General features: G+C 43.8%; 17 protein-coding genes. 11 read left to right on the forward strand and 6 right to left on the reverse strand.

Going from position 1 to position 23138, the window contains the following annotated elements:
* Position 1: 1 nt before the first annotated feature.
* From M1F17_RS08340 to M1F17_RS08355, 4 genes are all read right to left on the reverse strand, one after another.
* On the reverse strand, positions 2–1894 hold the full coding sequence (locus M1F17_RS08340) for a hypothetical protein (protein ID WP_206277489.1): 1893 nt from the start codon (positions 1892–1894) through the stop codon (positions 2–4).
* Complete coding sequence (locus tag M1F17_RS08345) at positions 1891–2697, reverse strand: DUF4123 domain-containing protein (RefSeq protein WP_318837357.1); 807 nt, start codon at positions 2695–2697, stop codon at positions 1891–1893. The genes M1F17_RS08340 and M1F17_RS08345 overlap by 4 nt, the downstream gene beginning before the upstream one ends.
* Positions 2694–4823 carry a type VI secretion system Vgr family protein gene (locus M1F17_RS08350; RefSeq protein ID WP_206277487.1) on the reverse strand — a complete coding sequence of 710 codons (2130 nt, stop codon included), beginning with the start codon at positions 4821–4823 and terminating at the stop codon, positions 2694–2696. Before M1F17_RS08350 ends, M1F17_RS08345 begins: the two co-directional genes overlap by 4 nt.
* A 69-nt stretch (positions 4824–4892) precedes the next feature.
* Positions 4893–5411 carry an Hcp family type VI secretion system effector gene (locus M1F17_RS08355; RefSeq protein WP_004246976.1) on the reverse strand — a complete coding sequence of 173 codons (519 nt, stop codon included), beginning with the start codon at positions 5409–5411 and terminating at the stop codon, positions 4893–4895.
* Between the two features lie 743 nt (positions 5412–6154).
* Between M1F17_RS08355 and M1F17_RS08360 the strand changes: the two genes are divergently transcribed.
* The 3 genes from M1F17_RS08360 to M1F17_RS08370 all read left to right on the forward strand — a co-directional run bounded on the left by M1F17_RS08360 (position 6155) and on the right by M1F17_RS08370 (position 9334).
* Entirely contained in the window at positions 6155–6829 is a 675-nt protein-coding gene (locus tag M1F17_RS08360; RefSeq protein WP_318837358.1) for a sugar phosphatase, read from the forward strand.
* Between the two features lie 88 nt (positions 6830–6917).
* Positions 6918–8750, forward strand: coding sequence for an SLC13 family permease (locus M1F17_RS08365; protein ID WP_004259790.1), 1833 nt, complete (start codon positions 6918–6920; stop codon positions 8748–8750).
* Between the two features lie 167 nt (positions 8751–8917).
* Positions 8918–9334, forward strand: coding sequence for a hypothetical protein (locus M1F17_RS08370; RefSeq protein WP_228677068.1), 417 nt, complete (start codon positions 8918–8920; stop codon positions 9332–9334).
* Between the two features lie 51 nt (positions 9335–9385).
* On the opposite strand, the gene yfbR is transcribed toward M1F17_RS08370, so the two are convergent.
* The gene (gene yfbR, locus M1F17_RS08375) at positions 9386–9967 is read right to left on the reverse strand and encodes a 5'-deoxynucleotidase (RefSeq protein ID WP_004259798.1); all 582 of its coding nucleotides are present in this window, start codon (positions 9965–9967) and stop codon (positions 9386–9388) included.
* A 407-nt stretch (positions 9968–10374) separates the two neighbouring features.
* The gene (locus M1F17_RS08380) at positions 10375–11589 is read right to left on the reverse strand and encodes a pyridoxal phosphate-dependent aminotransferase (protein ID WP_004259802.1); all 1215 of its coding nucleotides are present in this window, start codon (positions 11587–11589) and stop codon (positions 10375–10377) included.
* 789 nt (positions 11590–12378) lie between these two features.
* On the opposite strand from M1F17_RS08380, the gene M1F17_RS08385 reads away from it, so the two are divergent.
* The 8 genes from M1F17_RS08385 to nuoH all read left to right on the forward strand — a co-directional run bounded on the left by M1F17_RS08385 (position 12379) and on the right by nuoH (position 23135).
* On the forward strand, positions 12379–13302 hold the full coding sequence (locus M1F17_RS08385) for a LysR family transcriptional regulator (RefSeq protein ID WP_036958083.1): 924 nt from the start codon (positions 12379–12381) through the stop codon (positions 13300–13302).
* 1114 nt (positions 13303–14416) lie between these two features.
* The gene (locus tag M1F17_RS08390; RefSeq protein ID WP_004259806.1) at positions 14417–14860 is read left to right on the forward strand and encodes an NADH-quinone oxidoreductase subunit A; all 444 of its coding nucleotides are present in this window, start codon (positions 14417–14419) and stop codon (positions 14858–14860) included.
* An 18-nt stretch (positions 14861–14878) separates the two neighbouring features.
* Positions 14879–15553, forward strand: a complete 675-nt coding sequence (locus M1F17_RS08395) for a NuoB/complex I 20 kDa subunit family protein (protein ID WP_004912254.1) — start codon at positions 14879–14881, stop codon at positions 15551–15553.
* Between the two features lie 74 nt (positions 15554–15627).
* Positions 15628–17430, forward strand: coding sequence for an NADH-quinone oxidoreductase subunit C/D (gene nuoC, locus M1F17_RS08400; RefSeq protein WP_004259810.1), 1803 nt, complete (start codon positions 15628–15630; stop codon positions 17428–17430).
* 2 nt (positions 17431–17432) lie between these two features.
* Positions 17433–17981, forward strand: coding sequence for an NADH-quinone oxidoreductase subunit NuoE (gene nuoE, locus M1F17_RS08405; RefSeq protein ID WP_036958085.1), 549 nt, complete (start codon positions 17433–17435; stop codon positions 17979–17981).
* Positions 17978–19336, forward strand: coding sequence for an NADH-quinone oxidoreductase subunit NuoF (gene nuoF / locus M1F17_RS08410; RefSeq protein WP_004259820.1), 1359 nt, complete (start codon positions 17978–17980; stop codon positions 19334–19336). The genes nuoE and nuoF overlap by 4 nt, the downstream gene beginning before the upstream one ends.
* Before the next feature lie 98 nt (positions 19337–19434).
* Positions 19435–22158 carry an NADH-quinone oxidoreductase subunit NuoG gene (nuoG, locus tag M1F17_RS08415; RefSeq protein WP_094962343.1) on the forward strand — a complete coding sequence of 908 codons (2724 nt, stop codon included), beginning with the start codon at positions 19435–19437 and terminating at the stop codon, positions 22156–22158.
* On the forward strand, positions 22158–23135 hold the full coding sequence (nuoH, locus tag M1F17_RS08420) for an NADH-quinone oxidoreductase subunit NuoH (RefSeq protein ID WP_004912244.1): 978 nt from the start codon (positions 22158–22160) through the stop codon (positions 23133–23135). The genes nuoG and nuoH overlap by 1 nt, the downstream gene beginning before the upstream one ends.
* Positions 23136–23138: the final 3 nt, after the last annotated feature.

The raw sequence follows: 23138 nt of genomic DNA on the forward strand, positions 1-23138 counted from the left end.
TTCATTTTATTCCAAATATGCTATACATTTTTCCTGTTTTTTTATCAAAACCAGCTCTTACTGTTGATGTTTGAAAGTATTCGCCTTCTTTTGTATAGCCTTCCGCAACGATTCTTCCCATGTCAACATCGACACGCCCATTTGTATGAATGTTAGGATCATATAATTCACCCGCTTTTTCTATTGCTTCTAACTGATCTTGTGGATTGATAAAACGTGTTGAATTAGTTGGACTACCTTGTACTCCATCGGGAGTATATCCAGTTTTTGATCTGTATTTTTGTTGTTCTAATGTTGTACCGGAACCATGCCTACGTAAGCCATGTATATTGTCGCTACCATATTCTGCTTCAAAGTCTTGTATTTTCTTCTTATACTCCTTTTCTAGACTTACATAAGCAGATTTTACATCCTTTCTTTCAACCGTCAGAATATAATCCCGAAAATCCACCGGCTCTACATCGTGTCCCGTATGGCGCCAAATAATCCCATCATCCGCAATCGGCAATGTTTCAGGCCGAGTATCAGACTCATGGATAGCAAAACCTTCCGGTTTCTCGACTCTTTGAGGCTGAGGCGAGGGGCCCGCATGAATGATGGGTTCATTTGGAATATCATCAATCCGCGCAGAGATATTAATTATCTCCCCTGATGCCGCTACGCCCATGTAAAGAGTTGTGCCGCCTGCATCAAAACGGTAAATTTCAGCTTGGGTATTGGCATTTGGCAATCCATTTGGGGATTGATATATCGGTAAGCTCAACACTTCTCGCGCTTCAGCTTCGGAAGCCAATTCACCTTTAATCACCGGCACTTGGTCATAGCCACTGTCTCGCTCAGTATGGTACGCAATCAGTTGAGATGCACTTGCCATCGCTGCCGCTGTGGTTCCCGTTGAGGCAAATCCCACTCGAATACGTGTTGGTGCAGTTCCACCTATTTCCGCGATTTCCAGCAAGTCTGGGTGTGTTAAACTATCCCCATCATAGATATTCGGTATCATACCAACCAATACGCGTGCACTGTCAAACCAAGTCGACGAACCGAATCCTTTCGATACCCCTTTGGCTATTGCATAGTCATTTTCAGACTGGAAAGCAAATCGCCTTGAGTCTTGATTGATATCCGGTGGATTAATTGCTTGTTGACCCATAGCGCCACCTGCCGCTGCCCCACCGAATCCGCCTATAGGACTCGGAGGCATAGGCGCTACGAAGGCATTGGCAGTACCAATCCCTAACAAGCTCAAAAATGAGGAAGAACGTTGGCTAGGTTGTTTCGTTGCGGCATCAATACCACAGGTATACGCGTTGTAATCACATAGCCCAAAGTTCGCCAAGTCTTCGACGGTGTCCCCCGCATCCGTATTGCCCTCACCACGCAACACCGATTTGGCAAACACCGGCTCTGCAATGCGTTTAATCGCTATCACACGGCGATGGTCATAGGGGAACAATAGGGGATAGCCCTTATCGCATTGTTGATAGTGGGTAGAACGGCTAATTTGCCCCGCCGTCATGCGGTGGACGGTAGTGGGTACATTGAGGTTAAACGCCCCTGCGCGGTTATTTTCACTCAGGAGATACCCTTGCTCACGGCAATAATCACTCAGTGACTTATCGTTGCCTTGAATCGCTGCCGGAGGCGACAGCGTTGTCAGGGCATCGGCTAAGGGTTGCGGTTCAAGGCTCAGTGTATACGGACGAGCCGTTAAGCCTTCCGCTTTAATCAGGCCTTGTGGGTCACTGCTGCCTTGCATCGTACGGCCTGTGCCTCGCTCGGCGAGCGTATACGGCACGTTGGCTAAGGGTTGTCCTTTATCATCGACCAATTGCAGTTCTAACCAAAATCGGTAGTTTTCACAGATAATGCACGATTCAACCTTCTGACTCATGACGGCTCCGTTGTCGTGGTTAACCAGCCTTGTTGCTGGGCATAGTCCGTAAATTGTGTGGCGGTACGAGTATGAATATCCCCCACGAGTGAGGGATGCAGGTGTAACCAATCCACTAAACGTCGGTGAAGTTGACCTTCCGGTGTGTCGAGTGACAGCGCTATTTCCGCATGGTTTTCCCACAGTTCACACGCCAGGTTTTCCGCTAACAGCTGGATAAATTGGGCGGAGTTTTCCCACGCAGCCTGTAAGTGTTCCCCCATGATAAACGGACGGGCTTGCAGTTCAGGAATGGGTAAAGGGTTATGCCGGGTAGGCGATTCAAAAAAAGCAGGGGCACTGGGTGTCTCCAGCATCACCTCATGAACAGGGGTCATCAGCACAGACCAATCTACCTCACGCATTTTTGGAATAAGCACATTCGCAATGCGCGTATCCATTAAACGCAGCACCACGAGCTCTTCATTCAGCTCCACCCATTGGCGGTTTTGCCAATGCCGTAACTGGTATTGCCAATCCAGCGAGCTGCGATACGCCCAACCCCATGTGTTATCACTGAAGCCTTTACGGTCAAGCAGTTGCCCCAATGGGGCATACGCACTCGGTTTTAATTGCACAAGCCACGGGCTCTGACCGATTAAATGGGCCAGTGAGGTGCCATTGTAAATAGGAAATGCCTGTTCAATCCAATCGTTGGCAAACAATAAGTCTGTCGGGTTTGGGGTGGCTAACGTATTAAGCAGTAAATAGACGGGGTCCATATTGGATGCCGTTAGCCATGTTGTCCAAGGGGTGAGTCTCATTGATTTCCCCCATTCGGTTTAATCACCCAACTACCGGTCGCTTGGGCTTGCATCACACAATAGGGTTTAATCGGATAAGGCGGTGTCGCAAACGGGTCAACGCCATCCGGCAATTGAATGTCTACCGCTTGCCCTGAGCCTCCGGCACTGTCGCCAATCGCCACATTGCCTGACGTAAACACATTGCCCGGTGTCACTCGCACAAAACTGCCGCCCACTTTTAAGGTAATTTCCGTCGCCGCATCAATCACCACTTTCCCTTGGCTGGTGATGTGGGTCTCTTGACCACTTTCACTCACCAGTGCACCGTTAATTTGTTGGTGATAACTGCCAAGCACCTGTTCAGAGATATCACCTTCTATTTGAGCCTTGTGCGTCCCTTTAATGTGAAGGTGGTCATCCCCTTGAATGTCAGTAAAACGGTGTTGGTCAATGCGCTGTTTGACATCGTGTTGAACATGGGTGTGGCTATCATGTTGAATATGCACATTCATGTCACGCTGGGCATGAATATATACTTCTTCTTGTCCTGCTTGGTCTTCGAAACGTAATTCGTTAAAACCTTCCCCTTTATGAGTGCACGTTTTAAAGGTGGTGCGTGTTTTTTGGGTCGGTAAATCTAACGGAGGGGCATTGCGACCGTTGTACATGCATCCCGTAATGACGGGGCGGTCAATGTCGCCATTCAGATAACTGATTAAAACCTGCTGCCCAATATGGGGAATACTCATAAACCCATAGCCATTTCCGCTCCAGCCATGCATTACAGGTACCCAGCAAGAAGCACTGTGGTCAGGAATGCCACGCCTGTCCCAATGGAAATAGACCGTAACCGCCCCTTGTGAGTTGGTGTAAATTTCTTCACCCGGTGGCCCGACAACGGTAGCCAGCTCATCCCCATCCGCTGTAGGTTTATAACGATAGGGCGGTCGCCACTCTTGAGTGCTGGGCACAAAGGACAGTTGGTTACTCAATTGAGTGCCTTCACCGCCACTGTTATCAGCAAGAGGTTGCACACCGTGATGGGAGACACTCACCACCTGCCACGTCGTATTCATTCGAGAGCTAGGATGGTTTGATAGGCTAAAGATGCGCCCCGGTGCTAATTCAATGCAATTCGTCGTGGCTGACCCCACTTGCCGCTGGTTTTGTGATTGCTCGTAGCGAATTTGGTTGAAGGGCTGCCCCTCGGCATCTTCTTGAAAGCGACCATAACTTTCAAACACTTCATGTTGTTGATGGACTTCGCCGGTGACTTGGTGGCTCAGTGGGTAAGAAGGGCGGAGTTGGTTGTAATCTTTATCCACACGGATATCGCTGCACAACTGCTCGGCATAGCGCCATGTGGTAGCCGTACTGTCAGTAATGTCGGTCTCTGATTGCGGATTGTAGGTGAGCGATATTCCCGCTTTCATGCCTAAATGGCGGTCACTGTAAAACAGTTGCGGGCCTTCTTCGAACCAGTAATTAATTCCCTCTTCGGCAGCAAGCCGACACCAGAATTCATACAGGGTTTCACGCTTTTGAGTGATGTACTCGCGTTTCAGATGCTCTTCGGGGTGATAAAGCTGTTTATCAAATTTGATATGAGATTCGCTCAATAGCGTCTCAAGAATGTTCGGCACCGTCATATTTTGGAAAATGCGGCTGTCCTGCTTAAGCGTCATTACCCACATTTCAGGGCGTATCACAAAGTGATACCAGGTTTTCACCCCATCCGTGTTGCCTTGCTCTGCCCCGGCTAAAATGCCTTGTACCGTGCGAAGAATTTTTCCATCTCGCTTTACAGTCAACGAAGAGGCCACACCCAGTACCGTTTGAAAATCAATCTCGGGTAACGAGCTGACCGCCTGAATCGACAGTGAAAAGAGCTGGGAAAGCCCTTCTTGCAAATCAAACTGGGTCACTTGAAATGTATTATCAGGGAGTCCACCAATCGTGCAAGTGAATACCAATCCCGTCCCCATTTCGCCATTCATAATACGCTCTAGCAGTTGACCATGGGCTTCTTGCAAGGCTTGGTCTTGTGCATAGGTTCTGCCACCCGCATACCCACCACCGTGAATAAGCGGGTTATTTTCGGGGCTACCGAGTCGTCTATTTTTCTTTGGGTCAGTCCAAGACATGGGAGTTTCCTCTACGGAAGAAAAAGCTAAAAACGCAAACGAGCCTCGAAAGGCTCGCTAAATTTGAACTTACGCTTCGAGCGGCGCACGCCAGTCATCGGCACCGGATGTGCCTGCAACGGTGTGTTCCCAATCGATTTTACGGTAAGACAGAGAGACTTCGATTAACTGCGTGAAATCCGCTTTCGCGGGGTCTTGGCAATGCGGCATTTGGCAATCGATATTCACGATAGTCGCATCCGTTAATGTGGTGGTGAAGAAATGCTCTTGCTTCCCTTCAACTGAGGTGCGGTACCATTTGAGTTCCACTTTCGGCAGCATTTCGCCAGACGCTAATGCGTTATACAGCAGCGGAACCGCTTTGTTTAACGCCACGGTAAAACGGAAGGGTTTATGTGCACGCTGGCCTGAAGGCTGGCCGGATTGTGGGTCTGTCGGTACAGTCACAACGTGAGAAAACTCTTGCACTAACATTTGGTCTTCATGACCTTGTACATAGATGTTACCCACAGAATCCGCCGTAAATGCACCGGCAGTGATGTTACCTTGGGTTTTTCCTTCAATGGAAATATAACATGGAGTTGGCATAACGATATCCTTTATCCAGAATGACAAATTGGGTTAAGTCGACATAATTATCGATTAATTTCCGTCATCTCAGCCCGTGCGCACGGTAAGATTTGAGTTAAGGATAATAAAAGCTGATGAATGGACTGTAAACCTGAGGGCCTTTTTGTATCTCCCTAGGATAAGTGACTTAGCGTAAACGGGTTGAAATATCGCTATATAACTCCAGAAAAACACTAAAAATGAATCATAGCCGAATAATCATCGAACAAAAAATAGACAAAACTGCGATAAACCCAGTAAGTTCTAATGTACATAGAAATAAACTATGTAACCAAATGTTTCAGCTTAAGAAGTTATCGCAACCACATGATTTAAAATAAATAAAATAGAGAATTTAAGCTACCCTCTACTAGCAGTGAAATTATCGGCCTAATTTTATAGTGTATTTAACTACCCACCATGAAATTACAAGTGATTAATATCAATTTATTCACTAACCAACTGTAAGTTTTACATTTTTCTTGTGTGGTACAGGAGCAATATAATGATTTCGTAAAAAAGCAAATACAACAGAAATCACCATGTCGTTCAAAAAACACAAAGATCAACAGTCCTAGCGCATTCAAATTTATGTCTTAGGCTCAATTCTTAACTATTTTTAATATTGAGGTTGCGTATGAGCGCCTATTTAGCGTTAACTAGTGGGCTAGAATCGATTCAACTTTTTATGTTATGTGAATTGCAAAATTAAAGGGGTAGATGTGAAATTAAAGGCAAAAGGGTTTCTATTTGATTTAGACGGTACGTTAGCGGATTCACTCGCAGTCGTTGAACGTTGCTGGTGCAAATTTGGTGAGCGTATTGATAAAAGTGCGGACGAAGTTATTAGCTATATTCATGGTAAACCCGCAATGACCAGTTTGCGCCATTTTTTACCCGAGGCGAGTGATGAAGAAATTATGGAATACTTCCATTGGCTAGAAAAAATGGAAAGCGAAGATGTGGAGGGCGTTGTTGCTCTACCCGGCGCTATTGCTTTGCTGACGCGTTTAAATGAAATTGGCGCACCGTGGGCAATTGTCACCTCTGGTACTGTACCAATTGCTCATGGGCGTCAACAAGCGGCAGGGTTACCAGAGCCTAAACATTGGATAACATTTGAAAAAGTGTCCAAAGGTAAGCCTGACCCAGAGCCGTTTTTACTTGGTGCCCAAGCACTTTCTTTTCCTGCAAAATCCTGTATTGCCTTTGAAGATGCACAGGCAGGCATCCATTCAGCATTAACAGCCGGTTGCCAAGTGGTGGCAGTCCATGCACCAGAAGGGATGCCTCGTCGTGATGAAATTCAAGTAATTGTGAGTTCATTGGAACAAATTTCCGTTATGGGACCTGACAATAATGGTGATTATGAACTTTTCGTGTCTAATTTGACTTAATGGTGATTTAATCAAAGAAATTCTCCGTAAAACATGCTTAACTAAATAAAATTCTTAGCAATGTTTTTTTTCGTCGAAAGGGGATATTTTGAACGGAGAATTGCTGTGGGTCTTAACCCTTCTATTGATTGCGATAGTTCTATTTACCACAAATAAAATTCGCATGGATGTGGTCGCGTTACTTGTCATTGTCGCGTTTGTGCTGAGCGATACCTTAACGCTAGAACAAGCTACCGCAGGTTTTGCTGACCCCAACGTCCTGCTAATTGCAGCATTGTTTGTTATTGGTGATGGACTTGTTCGCACAGGGATAGCCTATCAAATGGGAGACTGGCTTGTTCGCGTTGCAGGAAGCAGCGAAAGCAAAATGCTGGTTTTCTTAATGCTCACCGTCGCTGGGTTAGGGGCTTTTATGAGTTCCACAGGAGTGGTGGCTATCTTTATCCCCGTCGTATTAAGCGTTGCATCACGCATGAAAACGTCCCCTAGCCGGTTGATGATGCCATTAGGCTTCGCAGGGCTTATCAGTGGAATGATGACACTGGTGGCCACGCCACCGAATATGGTAGTGAATAGTGAGTTAGTACGAGAGGGGATCAAAGGCTTTCAATTTTTCTCTATTACCCCTATAGGCATTCTCATTTTATTAGCCGGTATTGCCTACATGTGGCTAACAAGGCGTTGGCTAGGCAGTAATGAACCCGACAAACTCCCTGAGCGTTATCGACGTACTTTCCGTGATTTAATTCGTGATTACAAATTGACGGGTAGAGCTCGCCGCCTTGCTATCCGAAAAGGTTCGCCACTCATAGGCCATACGCTTGATGAACTGCATCTTCGCTCCCGTTATGAAGCTAACGTGGTTGGGATAGAGCGTTGGCGTAAATTCCGTCGCGTGATGGTGAGTGCAACGGGGGGAACCGAGCTACGCGAGCGGGATGTTTTATTAGTCGATATATCCGTGAGTGATGACGATTTGCGCCAATTTTGTAGCGAGCAACTTCTTGAACCGATGATTTTACGGGGAGATTATTTTTCAGACCAATCACGTGATGTGGGAATGGCTGAAGTGTCGATGAACCCTGATTCCGAACTATTGGGGAAATCGTTGAGGGACATTAAATTTCGTACTCGTTATGGTTTGAACGTTGTTGGTATTCGTCGAGATGGCAAGGCACTGGATGGAAAGCTAGTTGATGAACCGCTTAGGTTAGGTGATATTTTATTAGTTATTGGTGATTGGAAATTGATCCGAATTTTATCGACTAAGCCGCGTAACTTTATTGTATTGAACCTAGCTGCTGAAGTCGAGGCCGTTGCACCCGCTGCATCTCAGGCTCCTCATGCCTTGTTTTGTTTGGCGCTAATGGTCGCGATGATGGTGACCAATGAAATTCCTAATTTTATTGCAGCACTTATTGCCTGTTTGTTAATGGGGAAATTTCGCTGTATCGATATGGAAAGCGCTTATAAGTCAATTCACTGGCCTAGTATTATCTTAATTGTTGGGATGATGCCTTTTGCGCTAGCATTGCAAGAAACAGGGGGGATTGCGCTTGCTGTCGATGCGTTAATGAAAGTCGCCGGTGGGTTAGGGCCACACGTGATGTTATTGTGCCTGTTTATTTTGTGCGCCACTATTGGCTTATTTATTTCCAATACCGCAACTGCGGTGTTAATGGCGCCGATTGCCATTGCGGCGGCGCGTCAAATGGAGGTTTCACCACTTCCTTTTGCCATGATTGTTGGGATAGCCGCATCCGCTGCCTTTATGACCCCAGTTTCATCACCAGTGAATACCTTAGTTTTAGGGCCTGGTGGGTATAAATTTGCTGATTTCCTAAAAATTGGTGTGCCGTTTACTATTATCGTAATGCTAATTAGTATTTTGGTTGTACCGGTATTATTTCCCTTTAATTAATCTTTGTTATTTATAATTTCAAAATTACCATCAATAACGAATGAAAAGCAAATCGTTATTGATGGTTTTCTATTAAAAAAACGTAAGCGTTAATATTTATTCGTTTTTTCATTTGATAGATGAAATGCTAGCTTATTTCTGACAAATCAATGTGAGGAATATATAATATGAATAAAGAAACTGCTACACCGGAAAGATATTATTTGGGTTTGGCAACATTTGAAAATTTTTGGGGGGAAGACTTAAGTTCTGTTGTCATTGAGCATTATATTAATAACCTCAGTAATAGCAGAACGAAAAAATATCCCAGTTCACAAACTTTGTCTAATATTGCAAATAAAGCAGTTATGAAAGATATTTTTGCATTTAAATATGAGCTCGGTATTAATGATTCATATGATTACTGGGTAGTTGAAATAACAACTAAAAGTGGCAAAAAATATCGTACAAAATCGAGTTTTTATTGTTCTATTACCTTTGAAGATAAAGGAAAAGTGGTTTTGGGGGTTAATGGGGACTTTAAGCGGCTGTATGTGCATTTCCCGTCATCGTCTGACTGTTCTACGGCATTTAACGAAGTATAATTAATAACTGCTTATGCAGAGTAGGAATATTTATTATTCCTACTAAAAAAATTAATTACTGATTTCATCAAGGGAAAGTTTAAAACCTGGGACAAATTTTTCCATAAAATAATCCATTTCAGGGCTTTTCCTTTCTTCTAATATTTTCTCTAGGCGTTTTTTTGCAAGTTTAAATTCACTATTACCCGCGGAAAGCTCTTCTAAACATTTTAAATAAGCGCACAATGAGTCAGCTTGTTTAACCAATGAATGTTCTTCATCAGTTTGTAAATCTTCAATAATTAGTTCACGGAAGTCATCTTGCAGTTCTTCTGGTAGCATTTCGAGTAATTTTTGCTGGGCGAACTTCTCTATTTTTTTATATTCATGAGCAATTTGCTGATTATGATATTTAATCGGAGTTGGTAAATCTCCAGTGATAACTTCGCTCGCATCATGGTACATGGCTAACATGGCTATTCGTTCTGCATTAACCTGACCGCCGAATCGACGATTTTTGATGATAGCAAGAGCATGGGCAACCATAGCCACTTGTAAGCTATGTTCCGAAACGTTTTCAGTTCGTACATTGCGCATTAAAGGCCAGCGGTGAATGAGTTTCATTCTAGCAAGGTGGGCGAAAAAGTAGCTCATAAGTCCTCTTCTGTGGTGTCTGCAAACAACTAAAATTATAACGGAAATAATGTGGTAGTGATATATTTTTATTGTTTTTTAATAAGTTACTAGTTCGTAATTATTTATTAATATTTATTTTCATATTAAGATGATCATAATAATATAATCAGGATTTGACTTTAATTTAAATGTTATTTTAATTGTGTTGAATTATAGAATCAAAAAAATATAATGAATGTTCAATTCGGAAATAAAGAGGCAATATGAAATATTTTCCATTTATATTATTGGGCTTTTTCCTGGTGGCAATTTATTTTATTTCTATTATTTGATTATCAGAATAATACAGTCTATTAATGATGACTCGATTTAGAATAAAAAAGCCTCCGGAGTAGGAGGCTTTCACTTTATGTTTGATAAAATTTTTATTGGCGATAACCTTCAAGGAAACGGCCAAATTTATTAATCGCCATTTCAAGGTCATCTGCATAAGGTAATGTGACAATTCTAAAGTGATCGGGTTCAGGCCAGTTAAATGCGGTACCTTGAACTAATAACACTTTCTCTTGTAACAATAGGTCTAAAATCATTTTCTGGTCGTCATAGATATTAAATCGTTTAATATCGATTTTTGGGAACATATACAGAGCACCTTGTGGTTTGACACATGAAACGCCCGGTATTTGGTTGATCAACTCCCATGCACGATTACGTTGCTCATATAAACGACCACCTGGTTGAATAAATTCACTGATACTTTGGTAGCCCCCGAGTGCAGTTTGAATAGCATGCTGCATTGGAACGTTAGCGCACAGGCGCATCGAGGCCAGCATTTCTAAACCTTCAATATAGCTTTTTGCATGTTTTTTCGGGCCGTTTAATACCATCCAACCTTGGCGAAAACCAGCGACGCGATAAGTTTTAGATAAACCATTAAATGTGATGGTTAATAAATCTGGGGCGAGGGCGGCAATAGAGTGATGTACAGCATCATCATAAAGAATTTTATCGTAGATCTCATCAGCATAAATAATAAGATTGTGCTGGCGAGCCAATTCGACAATTTCCATTAACAGATCTTTACTGTAGACCGCACCGGTTGGGTTATTTGGGTTTATGACCACAATACCACGCGTTCTCGGGGTGATTTTTTTGCGAATGTCTTCAATATCAGGCATCCAACCTTGTTGCTCATCACACATATAATGAACGGCTTTCCCACCTGAAAGGGAAACCGCAGCGGTCCATAATGGGTAATCAGGCGCAGGCACTAACATTTCATCACCATTATTAAGCAGCGCTTGCATGGCTTGTACGATTAATTCAGAAACGCCATTACCAATGTAGACATCTTCCACGGTCATTTCATGAATACCGCGAGCTTGGTAATGCTGCACAATCGCTTTACGGGCAGAATATAAGCCTTTTGAATCACAATAACCCTGAGAACTAGGCAGATTACGCAAGACATCAACTAGGATTTCATCTGGGGCTTCAAAACCAAATGGGGCCGGGTTACCAATATTGAGCTTGAGGACTTTGTTGCCTTCTTCTTCTAGGCGTTTAGCTTCTTTTAAGACGGGCCCACGAATGTCATAGCAAACATTATCGAGCTTACTGGATTTAGTTAGATTATTCATAGTTTTCTCATTACCCTAAGGGTTACATTGGTGGAGCCGGCGTTATTCCTTTACTCTACTCCTCCCTCAGAAGCTTTTGAAGATGCAAGGTTATTTTTGGTGTAAAAGGTTGGTTTACGCTTAAATGTAATGTTTGGTATCTTATTATATGGTTTAAGTTAGCTGTATATTCCTAAAATATAGCATTGTCTGGATTATAATTTTAACATTTATTGATGTTTTGGAGTATAAAAAGTAAAAAAGCAGAAAAACAGAGGAAAAGGAAAATTTGTATCAAAATGTAATATTAAGCATTGAATCATTAAAATAGACATGATTTTTTTGCTGTAATAGCCTTTTTTTATAATAATTAGTGTGATTTTGTTAGTAATATTGATTGTTTCGAGTCATTTTTATTAACAAAAAGTGTTGCTCAAAATTGTAACTAATTGATATATATAACTATAGGTAAATAGTGAAACGAATTTTATAATGTGCTTACATTAAAATAATTGTGATTACATTAAATATGTTACTATTTAGGCGTGTTCTAGAAAGCGCTTTGTTAGTTTGTTTTTTAGGAAAACATCCCCTTTTTATTAAAATTATTTGACTTTTGGAAGTATGCTATTTGCACACGTGCTCTATCACTTATAAATAATGAGCAGGGTGGAAAAGTAAAATAATTAGAAGTTATTGCAGATCTATGGATTAGAAATGCACTCGCTTAGTAGTCGCTATAAACTCGCTGATTCTCATGGAGGAGAGCAGAAACACCAGGTAACATAAAATTATATAAGAGAATGAACGATGATAAATTCCAATCGTCCCATCATGAACCTAGATCTTGATTTGCTACGTACTTTCGTTGCTGTCGCAGATCTTAATACATTTGCAGCTGCAGCTGCAGCCGTTTGTCGAACACAATCTGCTGTGAGCCAGCAAATGCAACGTTTAGAACAATTAGTCGGTCGTGAGCTTTTTGCTCGTCATGGACGAAATAAACTGCTTACCGCACATGGATTGCAATTACTTGGCTACGCAAGGCAAATATTGCGCGCCAATGACGATGCAACGGCATCATTAACTTATAATGACGCTGATGGTGAATTGCGCATCGGTGCATCTGATGACACCGTCGATATCCTATTACCTTTCTTGCTTAATCGTATCGCGTCTGTCTATCCAAGAATTGCAATTGAAGTACGCATTAAACGAGCTCAGTTTATTGAGTCAATGCTTGATAACCATGAGATAGATCTTGCATTAACAACGGCAAGAATTAGCCACCATCCTAAAACGGCTTTAAGAACCGTGCCTGTTTTGTGGCATAGCGCACCCGATTTTCAATTGCGTCCGAATGAGCCGATCCCATTAGTTGTTATGGATGAAACTAACCCATATCGTAAACTTTGTACTAGTGCCCTTGATGATGCAGGTTTGTCATGGCATGTTGCTTATGAAGCGGCTTCTCTGCCTGCTGTTCGTGCAGCAGTTAATGCGGAAGTAGGGGTAACTGCAAGGCCAATGGAAATGCAAAATGCAGATTTACGTATTTTGAATGAAGCTGATGGGTTACCACGTTTACCTGATATTCAGTATTGGTTATATAAAAACGCAGACGAACAAAAAGATTTTGTTCTGACGGTATTCGGTGCGATTGAAAACAAAAAAATTCCTTATGTGGCAGCCTCAGCAAGTGAGTTGATGGATAGCAACGAGGAAAGTAATTAAGTTAATCGATTCATCTGGTTGCTTTAATCGCAATATCTAATCGATTTATTGTACTGGCGGTAATTCCAATTATCTTGGGATTGCCGTTTTTTTATATCATTTTTGTTAGTTTATTACTGAATCACTTGTTTGTGATCAATGTGTTATTGGCTGTGTACAAATAAAATCAATGTGTTAATCGCAATCTAAAGAAGGCTCGTGTGGCGACTGAGATAGCTATTTTTGGTTAAATGGTTAACGCACGGGTAGGTTAAGTTGTTAGATAACAGTTTAACGGATTCGTTGGTAATAACTGAAACGATTATTTCATGCAGTGGAACTCAATTTTCAATATTGGGAAATGGTATCGAGAAATTTGTTTTTATGCATGTTTAAATAATGTCCAGTGATATCCTTAGTAGGATATCGAGTTCAAATTTATCGATTTTTTATTAATTTCCGCTCATAAAAAAAACAAATAACCACTTAATAAGTATGGTTAAATAAGAAAGACCATGAAATAATTGTGATGTAGCTGGCATAACCTGAATTTCATTGTTTGGTTAACAATTTGTTATGTTATTAACAATGTTTTTTTATTGAATAGATAAAATAGCGCTGTAATGTCAGTTAGTTACTTGAAGTAATGCGTTAAAAAGAGTTACAAAGACTTAAAGTTAAATTGAATGCTATGTAAACAAATTGAGTACTTTTTCAATAAAAGTGTGCGTTAGATCAAATAAAAAGAGCAATTTTTCATCTGTTAAGACAGGTTTTTCCTGAGATAATGGTGTAGTAAAAACGAATAATCAGTTAAACTAGTTTGCGTGTTTACTTGAGTATCATTACACTGACACGTTTTAGCAGATTATGAGTACTTTTTGTTGTTCTGTTGTTTTCGAAGTGTGAAGTTTTTGTAACAAATACGGGTTATTTTACTTAGTTTAAGTGAAATAAATTGTAATGAGAGAGGACAAACCAAACGCAGTCAACAGGCTGATTTAAGTTTGGTGATATTTTAGTTTGTGATCAATTTTGGTCTTTCTTCTCGATTAACTGGGCAATTGTGGTGCAATACTGCCGTGATGTAAAAAAGAGCAGCTAACACACCATAAGTAATGAGTAAGCAACGAGTATGTCTACATCAATCCTAGCGTTAGCCCATAACTGGGCGTTTGCGATATTCCTTATCGGCACTATCGGTCTTTGTGCTTTCATGTTGGTCGCAGGTCACTTTTTAGGTAGCCGCGCCAAAGCCAGAACAAAACATGTTCCTTATGAGTCAGGTATCGACTCGGTCGGTAGTGCACGTCTCCGCATGTCTGCTAAGTTTTACTTAGTTGCCATGTTTTTCGTTATCTTCGATGTTGAAGCCATGTTCTTATTTGCATGGTCAGTCGCCATCCGCGAAGCCGGTTGGGTAGGTTTCATCGAAGCCGCGATCTTTATTTTGGTATTGTTGGCGGGACTGTTTTACCTCGTCCGCGTTGGGGCATTGGATTGGACTCCAGTCCGTTCCCGCGGAAAAGTAAAGCATCCTAGTGAAGTTATTAAAATCAGCAATCGTCATCCGCAGTAAAAAGCGAGGCATTATACAATGGATTATACGCTCACCCGCATAGATCCGAACGGTGAGAACGACCGTTACCCACTGCAAACTCAGGAAATCGTTACCGATCCACTGGAGCAGCAAGTTGAAAACAGTGTTTACATGGGAAAACTTTCTCATGCACTTCACGATGTGGTTAATTGGGGGCGCAAAAACTCTCTATGGCCATATAACTTTGGTCTTTCATGTTGCTATGTAGAAATGGTGACTTCGTTCACGGCTGTTCATGACGTTGCCCGCTTTGGTGCAGAAGTACTGCGTGCTTCACCTCGTCAAGCCGATTTCATGGTAGTAGCAGGTACTTGTTTCACAAAAATGGCACCTGTTATTCAACGTCTGTATGACCAAATGCTTGAACCAAAATGGGTTATTTCCATGGGTTCATGTGCCAACTCTGGTGGTATGTATGACATTTACTCTGTTGTACAAGGCGTCGATAAATTTATTCCTGTGGATGTGTATATCCCAGGTTGCCCACCGCGTCCAGAAGCCTATATGCAGGCTCTGCTTCTGTTGCAAGAATCTATCGGTAAAGAGCGTCGACCGCTGTCTTGGGTTGTTGGAGACCAAGGGGTTTACCGTGCCAATATGCAATCAGAAAGAGAAAGAAAGCACGGTGAACGTATTGCAGTGACAAACCTGCGTACACCAGACGAAATTTAAGGCTTAAAGCCATACAGCGTAACAGAGCAATGTTGTTGCGAAATAATAAACCTGATCAAGCGTTATGGTGAAGAATGATGACAGATCAGATAGCGCAAGCGAGTAGTAACCAGCCAGGATGGCAGACACAGGATCACTTAAACGACCCTGTGCTTCTGGAACTGCGCAATCAATTTGGGCCGGATGCCTTTTCTGTTCAAGCAACTCGCACTGGTATGCCAGTGCTTTGGGTGCGTCGTGAACAGTTACTGGAAGTGGTCGATTTCCTAAAGAAATTACCAAAACCGTATGTCATGTTATTTGACTTACATGGGGTAGATGAACGTCAACGAATTCACCGTCAAGGTCTGCCAGAAGCAGACTTTAGTGTTTTCTACCACCTCATCTCTATCGATCGTAACCGCGATATCATGTTAAAAGTCGCTCTTAATGAGAAAGACTTAAACGTGCCGTCTATTGTTTCCCTGTTCCCGAATGCGAATTGGCATGAGCGTGAAGTGTGGGATATGTTCGGTATAACGTTCCAAGGTCACCCAAATTTACGTCGCCTTTTAATGTCACCAAGCTGGGAAGGTCACCCACTGCGTAAGGATTATCCTGCGCGTGCGACTGAGTTTGACCCTTTTGTTCTGACTAAGCAGAAACAAGATCTGGAAATGGAAGCCTTGACTTTCAAACCAGAAGAGTGGGGCATGGCACGTGGAAATGAAAACGAAGATTTCATGTTCCTAAACTTGGGGCCAAACCACCCATCCTCACACGGTGCGTTTCGTATCGTATTACAACTGGATGGTGAAGAAATTATTGACTGCGTACCTGACATTGGCTACCACCACCGTGGTGCTGAAAAAATGGGTGAACGCCAGTCATGGCATAGCTACATTCCTTACACTGACCGTATCGAGTACCTCGGCGGTTGTGTGAATGAAATGCCATATGTGTTGGCCGTTGAAAAACTGGCTGGCATTGAAGTGCCGGATCGCGTGAAAACCATTCGTGTCATGCTGTCTGAGTTATTCCGCATTAACAGCCACTTACTGTACATCAGTACCTATATCCAAGACGTTGGTGCGATGACCCCTGTCTTCTTTGCGTTTACCGACCGTCAAAAAGTCTACAACGTGATTGAAGCGATTACCGGTTTCCGTATGCACCCTGCATGGTTCCGTATCGGTGGTGTTGCGCACGACTTACCGCGTGGTTGGGAAAAACTGCTGCGTGAGTTATTAGACTGGTTGCCAAAACGTTTAGAGTCTTATGTGACTTCTGCACTGAAAAACTCCATCTTAAAAGGTCGCTCTATTGGGACAGCAATGTACTCTAAAGAAGAGGCGCTGGCATGGGGTGTAACAGGGGCTGGATTACGTGCAACAGGCGTTGATTTTGACGTGCGTAAATGGCGTCCATATTCAGGTTATGAAAACTTTGAGTTCGATATTCCTATCGCTCACAACGGTGACTGTTATGACCGTGTGATGATCAAAGTAGAAGAGATGCGCCAGAGTATTCGTATTCTTGAGCAATGCTATAAGAATATGCCAGAAGGTCCTTTCAAAGCTGACCATCCATTGACAACTCCGCCACCAAAAGAGCGCACGTTGCAGCATATCGAAACCCTGATCAACCACTTCTTACAAGTGTCTTGGGGGCCGGTGATGCCAGCAAATGAGTCATTCCAGATGGTTGAAGCGACGAAAGGTATCAACAGCTACTACTTAACCAGTGATGGCAGCACAATGAGCTACCGTACGCGTATTCGTACGCCAAGCTACGCTCACTTGCAGCAAATTCCTGCCGTGATCAGAGGTAGTTTAGTTTCAGACTTAATCGTCTATCTGGGTAGTATCGATTTTGTAATGTCGGATGTGGATCGCTAACCATGCATAATGAACATAACGAAAATGAGAAGCACAACGAGCTCAATGTCGTGAATGTGTTTGAACCGCAAGTCAATCATGGCTTTGTCTTAACAGAGAAAGAGCGTGAAGAGATTGAAGGTGAGAAACACCATTACGAAGACGCACGTGCTGCCTCAATTGAAGCACTGAAAATTGTGCAAAAAAACCGCGGTTGGGTTGAAGATGGTGCGATCCATGCTATCGCTGACGTCTTAGGCATCCCAGCCAGTGATGTTGAAGGGGTGGCGACATTCTATAGCCAAATCTTCCGCCAACCAGTGGGTCGCCACATTATTCGCTATTGCGACAGTGTTGTTTGCCATATTACAGGTTATCAGGGCTTAGAAGCTGAAATCATTAAACAGCTTAATATTCGCCCTGGTCAAACAACAGCTGATGGCCGCTTTACATTGCTGCCGACCTGTTGCCTAGGTAACTGTGACAAGGGTCCAACGATGATGATCGATGATGACACTCACAGCTACGTGCAGCCTGAAAATATTCAAAAATTACTGGAGCAGTATCCATGACAAATTCTGTTAATCCAGTGATCCGTACTGCTGAAACTCATCCTCTAACATGGCGTTTGCGTGATGACAATCAGCCTGTTTGGTTAGATGAGTATCGCAGTAAAAACGGATACAAAGGTCTTGAGCGCGCGCTCAAAGGCATGGCACCGGATGAAGTTGTGAATCTCGTAAAAGACGCTGGCCTGAAAGGGCGAGGTGGAGCGGGCTTCTCAACGGGTCTGAAATGGAGCCTGATGCCAAAAGACGAAAACATGAAACTGCGTTACTTTTTATGTAATGCGGATGAAATGGAACCGGGCACCTATAAAGACCGTTTATTGATGGAGCAACTCCCTCACTTGTTAGTTGAAGGGATGATCACGGGCGCTTATGCACTTAAGGCCTACCGTGGTTATATCTTCTTACGGGGTGAGTATGTTGAAGCCGCGCAAAACCTACGCCGTGCCATCGAAGAAGCGAAAGCGGCGGGTTTATTAGGAAAAAATATCCTCGGTTCGGGTTTCGATTTTGAACTGTTTGTCCACACCGGCGCTGGGCGTTATATCTGCGGTGAAGAAACCGCACTGATTAACTCTTTAGAAGGCCGCCGTGCTAACCCACGTTCTAAACCACCATTCCCTGCAACATCAGGTGCTTGGGGTAAGCCAACTTGCGTTAATAACGTCGAAACCATTTGTAACGTGCCTGCCATTTTAGAGCACGGAGACCAATGGTATATCGATTTAAGCGCCGGTAAGAGTAAAGACGCGGGTACTAAATTAATGGGCTTCTCTGGCCGTGTGAAAAACCCGGGTCTGTGGGAATTGCCATTTGGTACAACGGCACGTGAAGTTTTGGAAGATTACGCAGGTGGTATGCGTGATGGACTGAAATTAAAAGCATGGCAGCCGGGTGGAGCAGGGACAGACTTCCTAACCAACGACCACCTCGACTTACCAATGGATTTCGAAAATATTGCCAAAGCAGGAAGCCGTCTTGGTACTGCATTGGCGATGGCGGTTGATCATGAAATCAACATGGTTTCTTTAGTGCGTAACTTAGAAACCTTCTTTGCTCGTGAATCCTGTGGTTGGTGTACGCCGTGCCGTGATGGTTTGCCATGGAGTGTGAAAATTTTACAAGCGCTGGAAAAAGGAGAAGGGCAGCCGGGGGATATTGAAACCCTAGAGCAGCTGTGCCGTTTCTTAGGACCGGGTAAAACTTTCTGCGCTCACGCACCGGGTGCGGTCGAACCGCTACAAAGTGCCATCAAATATTTCCGTGATGAATTCGAAGCGGGTATTTCGCAAAAAGATCTGCGTAACATTGTGCAGATTGCGGGTATCCAACCCAACCTGCTGAAGCAGCGTTGGTAATTATTTAGCGATTGAGCAACCGCTAAAGAGATTTTTCACGAAGAACGTATTTTTGATTAACGCCTGCTTTATGCGGGCCTTTGGGAAGCATGCTGACTATGGCTACAATATATGTAGACGGCAAAGAATATGACGTAAACGGGTCTGAAAACCTGTTACAAGCCTGTCTTTCTCTCGGGCTAGATATTCCTTATTTTTGCTGGCATCCGGCGCTGGGAAGCGTTGGCGCTTGCCGCCAGTGTGCGGTTAAGCAGTATCAGAACGCAGATGACACACGCGGTCGCCTAGTAATGTCTTGTATGACACCCGCAACGGAAGGTACCTACATCTCAATTGATGATGAAGAAGCCAAACAATTCCGTGAAAGTGTCGTGGAATGGCTGATGACCAACCACCCTCATGACTGCCCAGTCTGTGAGGAAGGGGGGAACTGTCACCTACAAGATATGACGGTAATGACCGGTCATAACATGCGTAAATATCGTTTTACGAAACGGACTCACATTAACCAAGACCTTGGTCCATTTATTAGTCATGAAATGAACCGTTGTATTGCGTGTTATCGCTGTGTTCGTTACTACAAAGATTACGCAGATGGCACGGATTTAGGGGTTTATGGGGCACATAACTATGTGTATTTCGGTCGTACTGAAGACGGTACGCTGGAAAGTGAGTTCTCCGGTAACTTAGTTGAAGTTTGTCCAACCGGGGTATTCACCGATAAAACCCACTCTGAGCGCTATAACCGTAAATGGGATATGCAGTTTGCACCCGGTATCTGCCAACAGTGCAGTATCGGTTGTAACACTAGCCCTGGTGAGCGTTATGGTGAAATCCGTCGCATCGAAAACCGTTATAACGGCTCGGTAAACCACTATTTCCTGTGTGACCGTGGTCGCTTTGGTTATGGTTACGTCAACCGTAAAGACCGTCCTCGCCAAGCCGTACTCAATAAAAATGGCGTTAAGAACGTGATTTCGGCTATCGAAGCGATGCAAAGTGGTGCGCAAATTATCAATCAAGCGAAAAAAGTGATTGGTATCGGTTCTCCACGCGCTAGCGTTGAAAGCAACTATGCATTACGCGCATTAGTTGGAGCAGAAAACTTCTATTCCGGTATTTCTGCGGGAGAGCAGCGTCGTTTAGCATTAATGCAAAATATTCTGCAAAACGGCGGTATCTATACGCCAACACTGCGTGAAGTAGAAGGCTATGATGCGGTACTGGTACTGGGTGAAGATTTAACTCAGACAGGTGCACGTATGGCGTTATCTGTACGCCAAGCGGTGAAAGGTAAAGCTCGTGAGATGGCGGCAGCGCAAAAAGTGGCTGACTGGCAAATCGCGGCAATCATGAATATTGGTCAACACGCAAAATATCCGCTGTTTATTACCAATGTTGATGACACTCGTTTAGACGATGTGGCTGCCTTCAATTACCGTGCTCCAGTGGCTGACCAAGCGCGCTTCGGTTTTGCTATCGCCAATATGATTAATGGCGAAGCCCCTGCGGTGAATGATTTACCCGCAGACTTAAAAGCCAAAGTGGAAACCATTGCTCAGGCCTTAGCGGGTGCGAAAAAACCATTAATTATCAGTGGTAGCCATAGTGCCAGCGAGGCAATGATCCAAGCGGCCGCTAACGTGGCATTTGCACTGAAAGCGAAAGGCGCGAACGTTGGGTTATCTTACTTAGCGTCTCATGCAAATAGTTTCGGTCTGGCAATGATGAATGCACAGCCATTAGACAGCGCTTTAGCTCGCATAGAAGCGAACGAAGCGGATGTGGCTATTGTTATCGAAAACGACCTGTACCGTCACAGCAGCGTGGATGCAGTCAATAGCGCATTAGCGAAATTGAGCCACTTGATTGTAGCGGATCATCAGCAAACCGACATCATGGATAAAGCAACATTAGTTCTGCCAGCAGCAAGTTTTGCTGAAGCAGACGGTACGTTGATTAACCAAGAAGGTCGTGCACAGCGTTTCTTCCAAGTCTTCGACCCAACGTATTACGATAAAGCTATCGTGATGAACGAAAGCTGGCGCTGGATGCATTCACTACAAACTGAAGCGCAAGAGCGTGATGCGGATTGGTCTCAACTTGATCACGTTATCGCTGATTGTGTTGCCGCAATGCCACAATTCTCAGGTATGGTTGATGCCGCACCAAAAGCGTCTTTCCGTATTCGTGGTCAAAAACTGGCGCGTGAACCACATCGTTACAGTGGCCGTACAGCGATGCTAGCAAATCAATCTGTCCATGAACCTCGTCAACCGCAAGATATTGACTCTCCATTTGCTTTCTCAATGGAAGGGAACAACAGCCCAACCGCACCGCGCCAGCAAATTCCATTTGCATGGGCACCAGGTTGGAACTCACCGCAAGCATGGAATAAATTCCAAGCCGAAGTGGGGGGGCACCTGTTATTTGGTGACCCGGGTATCCGTTTGTTCAATTCAACAGAGAGCAAATTGGCTTACTTCACTGAAATTCCAGCGGCTTATCAAGCTAGCGAAGCGCAGTGGGTCGTCGCACCTTATTACCACCTGTTTGGCAGTGATGAAATGTCACAGCGTTCAGAGGTGATCCAAGAGCGTATGCCTGAGCCTTATATCATGCTGAACACGCAAGATGCTGCGGCACTGGGGCTGTCAGCGGGTGCTAAAGCTGAGTTTAGCCATGCAGGTCAAGCGTTTAACTTGACTGTTCGCCTCAGTAATCACCTGTCTACCGGTCAAATTGGCTTACCGCTAGGAATGCCAGGTATCGCACCGTCAATGGCTGGCGTGTCAGTCAATAATCTGCGGAGGGGAGCATGATGGATTGGATTTCTCCTGAAGTGATGGAAGTATTAATTTCCATCCTTAAATCTGTCGTCATTTTATTGGTTGTTGTGACTTGTGGGGCATACATGAGTCTGGGAGAGCGCCGTATTCTCGGTCTGTTCCAGAACCGTTATGGTCCAAACCGCGTTGGCCCGTTTGGGATGGGCCAGTTAATCGCCGACATGTTCAAAATGCTGTTTAAAGAAGACTGGATCCCACAGTTCGCGGATAAGAAAATCTTTACGCTAGCACCAGTTATCGCATTTTGTTCATTGTTCCTTGCATTTGCTATCGTCCCTGTTAGCCCAACATGGCACGTTGCAGACCTGAATATTGGGATTTTATTCTTCCTAATGATGGCGGGTCTGGCGGTCTACGCGGTGTTATTCGCAGGTTGGTCAAGTAATAACAAATACTCATTATTAGGTGCGATGCGTGCGTCAGCACAAACCGTGAGTTACGAAGTATTCTTAGGCCTTTCTTTAATGGGTGTGGTTGCACAAGCAGGTTCATTCAACCTGATTGATATTGTGAACTCCCAAGAAGGCATGTGGAATATTATTCCTCAATTCTTTGGTTTTGTGACTTTTGCGATAGCGGGCGTTGCGGTATGTCACCGTCACCCGTTTGACCAACCAGAAGCAGAACAAGAGATTGCGGATGGTTACCACGTTGAATACTCAGGGATGAAGTTCGGTCTGTTCTTCGTTGGTGAGTATATCGGTATCGTAACGGTTTCTGCACTGATTGTGACGCTGTTCTTTGGTGGCTGGCATGGTCCATTCCTGCCGTCATTCTTGTGGTTTGCTATCAAAACTGGCTTTTTCATGATGATGTTTATCTTGATCCGTGCCTCTTTACCGCGTCCACGTTATGACCAAGTGATGTCTTTCGGTTGGAAAATTTGCCTGCCGCTGACACTGCTTAATCTGCTGGGTACTGCAGCAGTGATTTTATACAACGCTCAGTAAGGG

This window comes from Providencia sp. PROV073, from assembly GCF_033688125.1.
GTDB classification, from domain to species: Bacteria; Pseudomonadota; Gammaproteobacteria; order Enterobacterales; family Enterobacteriaceae; genus Providencia; species Providencia hangzhouensis.

What these genes read in the sequence shown, in the direction of transcription:
- M1F17_RS08385 (WP_036958083.1), top strand. Translation starts at nt 12,379, where the DNA reads ATGATAAATTCCAATCGTCCCATCATGAACCTAGATCTTGATTTGCTA.
- nuoH (WP_004912244.1), top strand. Translation starts at nt 22,158, where the DNA reads ATGGATTGGATTTCTCCTGAAGTGATGGAAGTATTAATTTCCATCCTT.
- M1F17_RS08355 (WP_004246976.1), bottom strand. Translation starts at nt 5,411, where the DNA reads ATGCCAACTCCATGTTATATTTCCATTGAAGGAAAAACCCAAGGTAAC.
- M1F17_RS08380 (WP_004259802.1), bottom strand. Translation starts at nt 11,589, where the DNA reads ATGAATAATCTAACTAAATCCAGTAAGCTCGATAATGTTTGCTATGAC.
- M1F17_RS08390 (WP_004259806.1), top strand. Translation starts at nt 14,417, where the DNA reads ATGTCTACATCAATCCTAGCGTTAGCCCATAACTGGGCGTTTGCGATA.
- nuoF (WP_004259820.1), top strand. Translation starts at nt 17,978, where the DNA reads ATGACAAATTCTGTTAATCCAGTGATCCGTACTGCTGAAACTCATCCT.
- M1F17_RS08340 (WP_206277489.1), bottom strand. Translation starts at nt 1,894, where the DNA reads ATGAGTCAGAAGGTTGAATCGTGCATTATCTGTGAAAACTACCGATTT.
- yfbR (WP_004259798.1), bottom strand. Translation starts at nt 9,967, where the DNA reads ATGAGCTACTTTTTCGCCCACCTTGCTAGAATGAAACTCATTCACCGC.
- M1F17_RS08350 (WP_206277487.1), bottom strand. Translation starts at nt 4,823, where the DNA reads ATGTCTTGGACTGACCCAAAGAAAAATAGACGACTCGGTAGCCCCGAA.
- M1F17_RS08395 (WP_004912254.1), top strand. Translation starts at nt 14,879, where the DNA reads ATGGATTATACGCTCACCCGCATAGATCCGAACGGTGAGAACGACCGT.
- M1F17_RS08345 (WP_318837357.1), bottom strand. Translation starts at nt 2,697, where the DNA reads ATGAGACTCACCCCTTGGACAACATGGCTAACGGCATCCAATATGGAC.
- nuoC (WP_004259810.1), top strand. Translation starts at nt 15,628, where the DNA reads ATGATGACAGATCAGATAGCGCAAGCGAGTAGTAACCAGCCAGGATGG.
- nuoE (WP_036958085.1), top strand. Translation starts at nt 17,433, where the DNA reads ATGCATAATGAACATAACGAAAATGAGAAGCACAACGAGCTCAATGTC.
- M1F17_RS08370 (WP_228677068.1), top strand. Translation starts at nt 8,918, where the DNA reads ATGAATAAAGAAACTGCTACACCGGAAAGATATTATTTGGGTTTGGCA.
- nuoG (WP_094962343.1), top strand. Translation starts at nt 19,435, where the DNA reads ATGGCTACAATATATGTAGACGGCAAAGAATATGACGTAAACGGGTCT.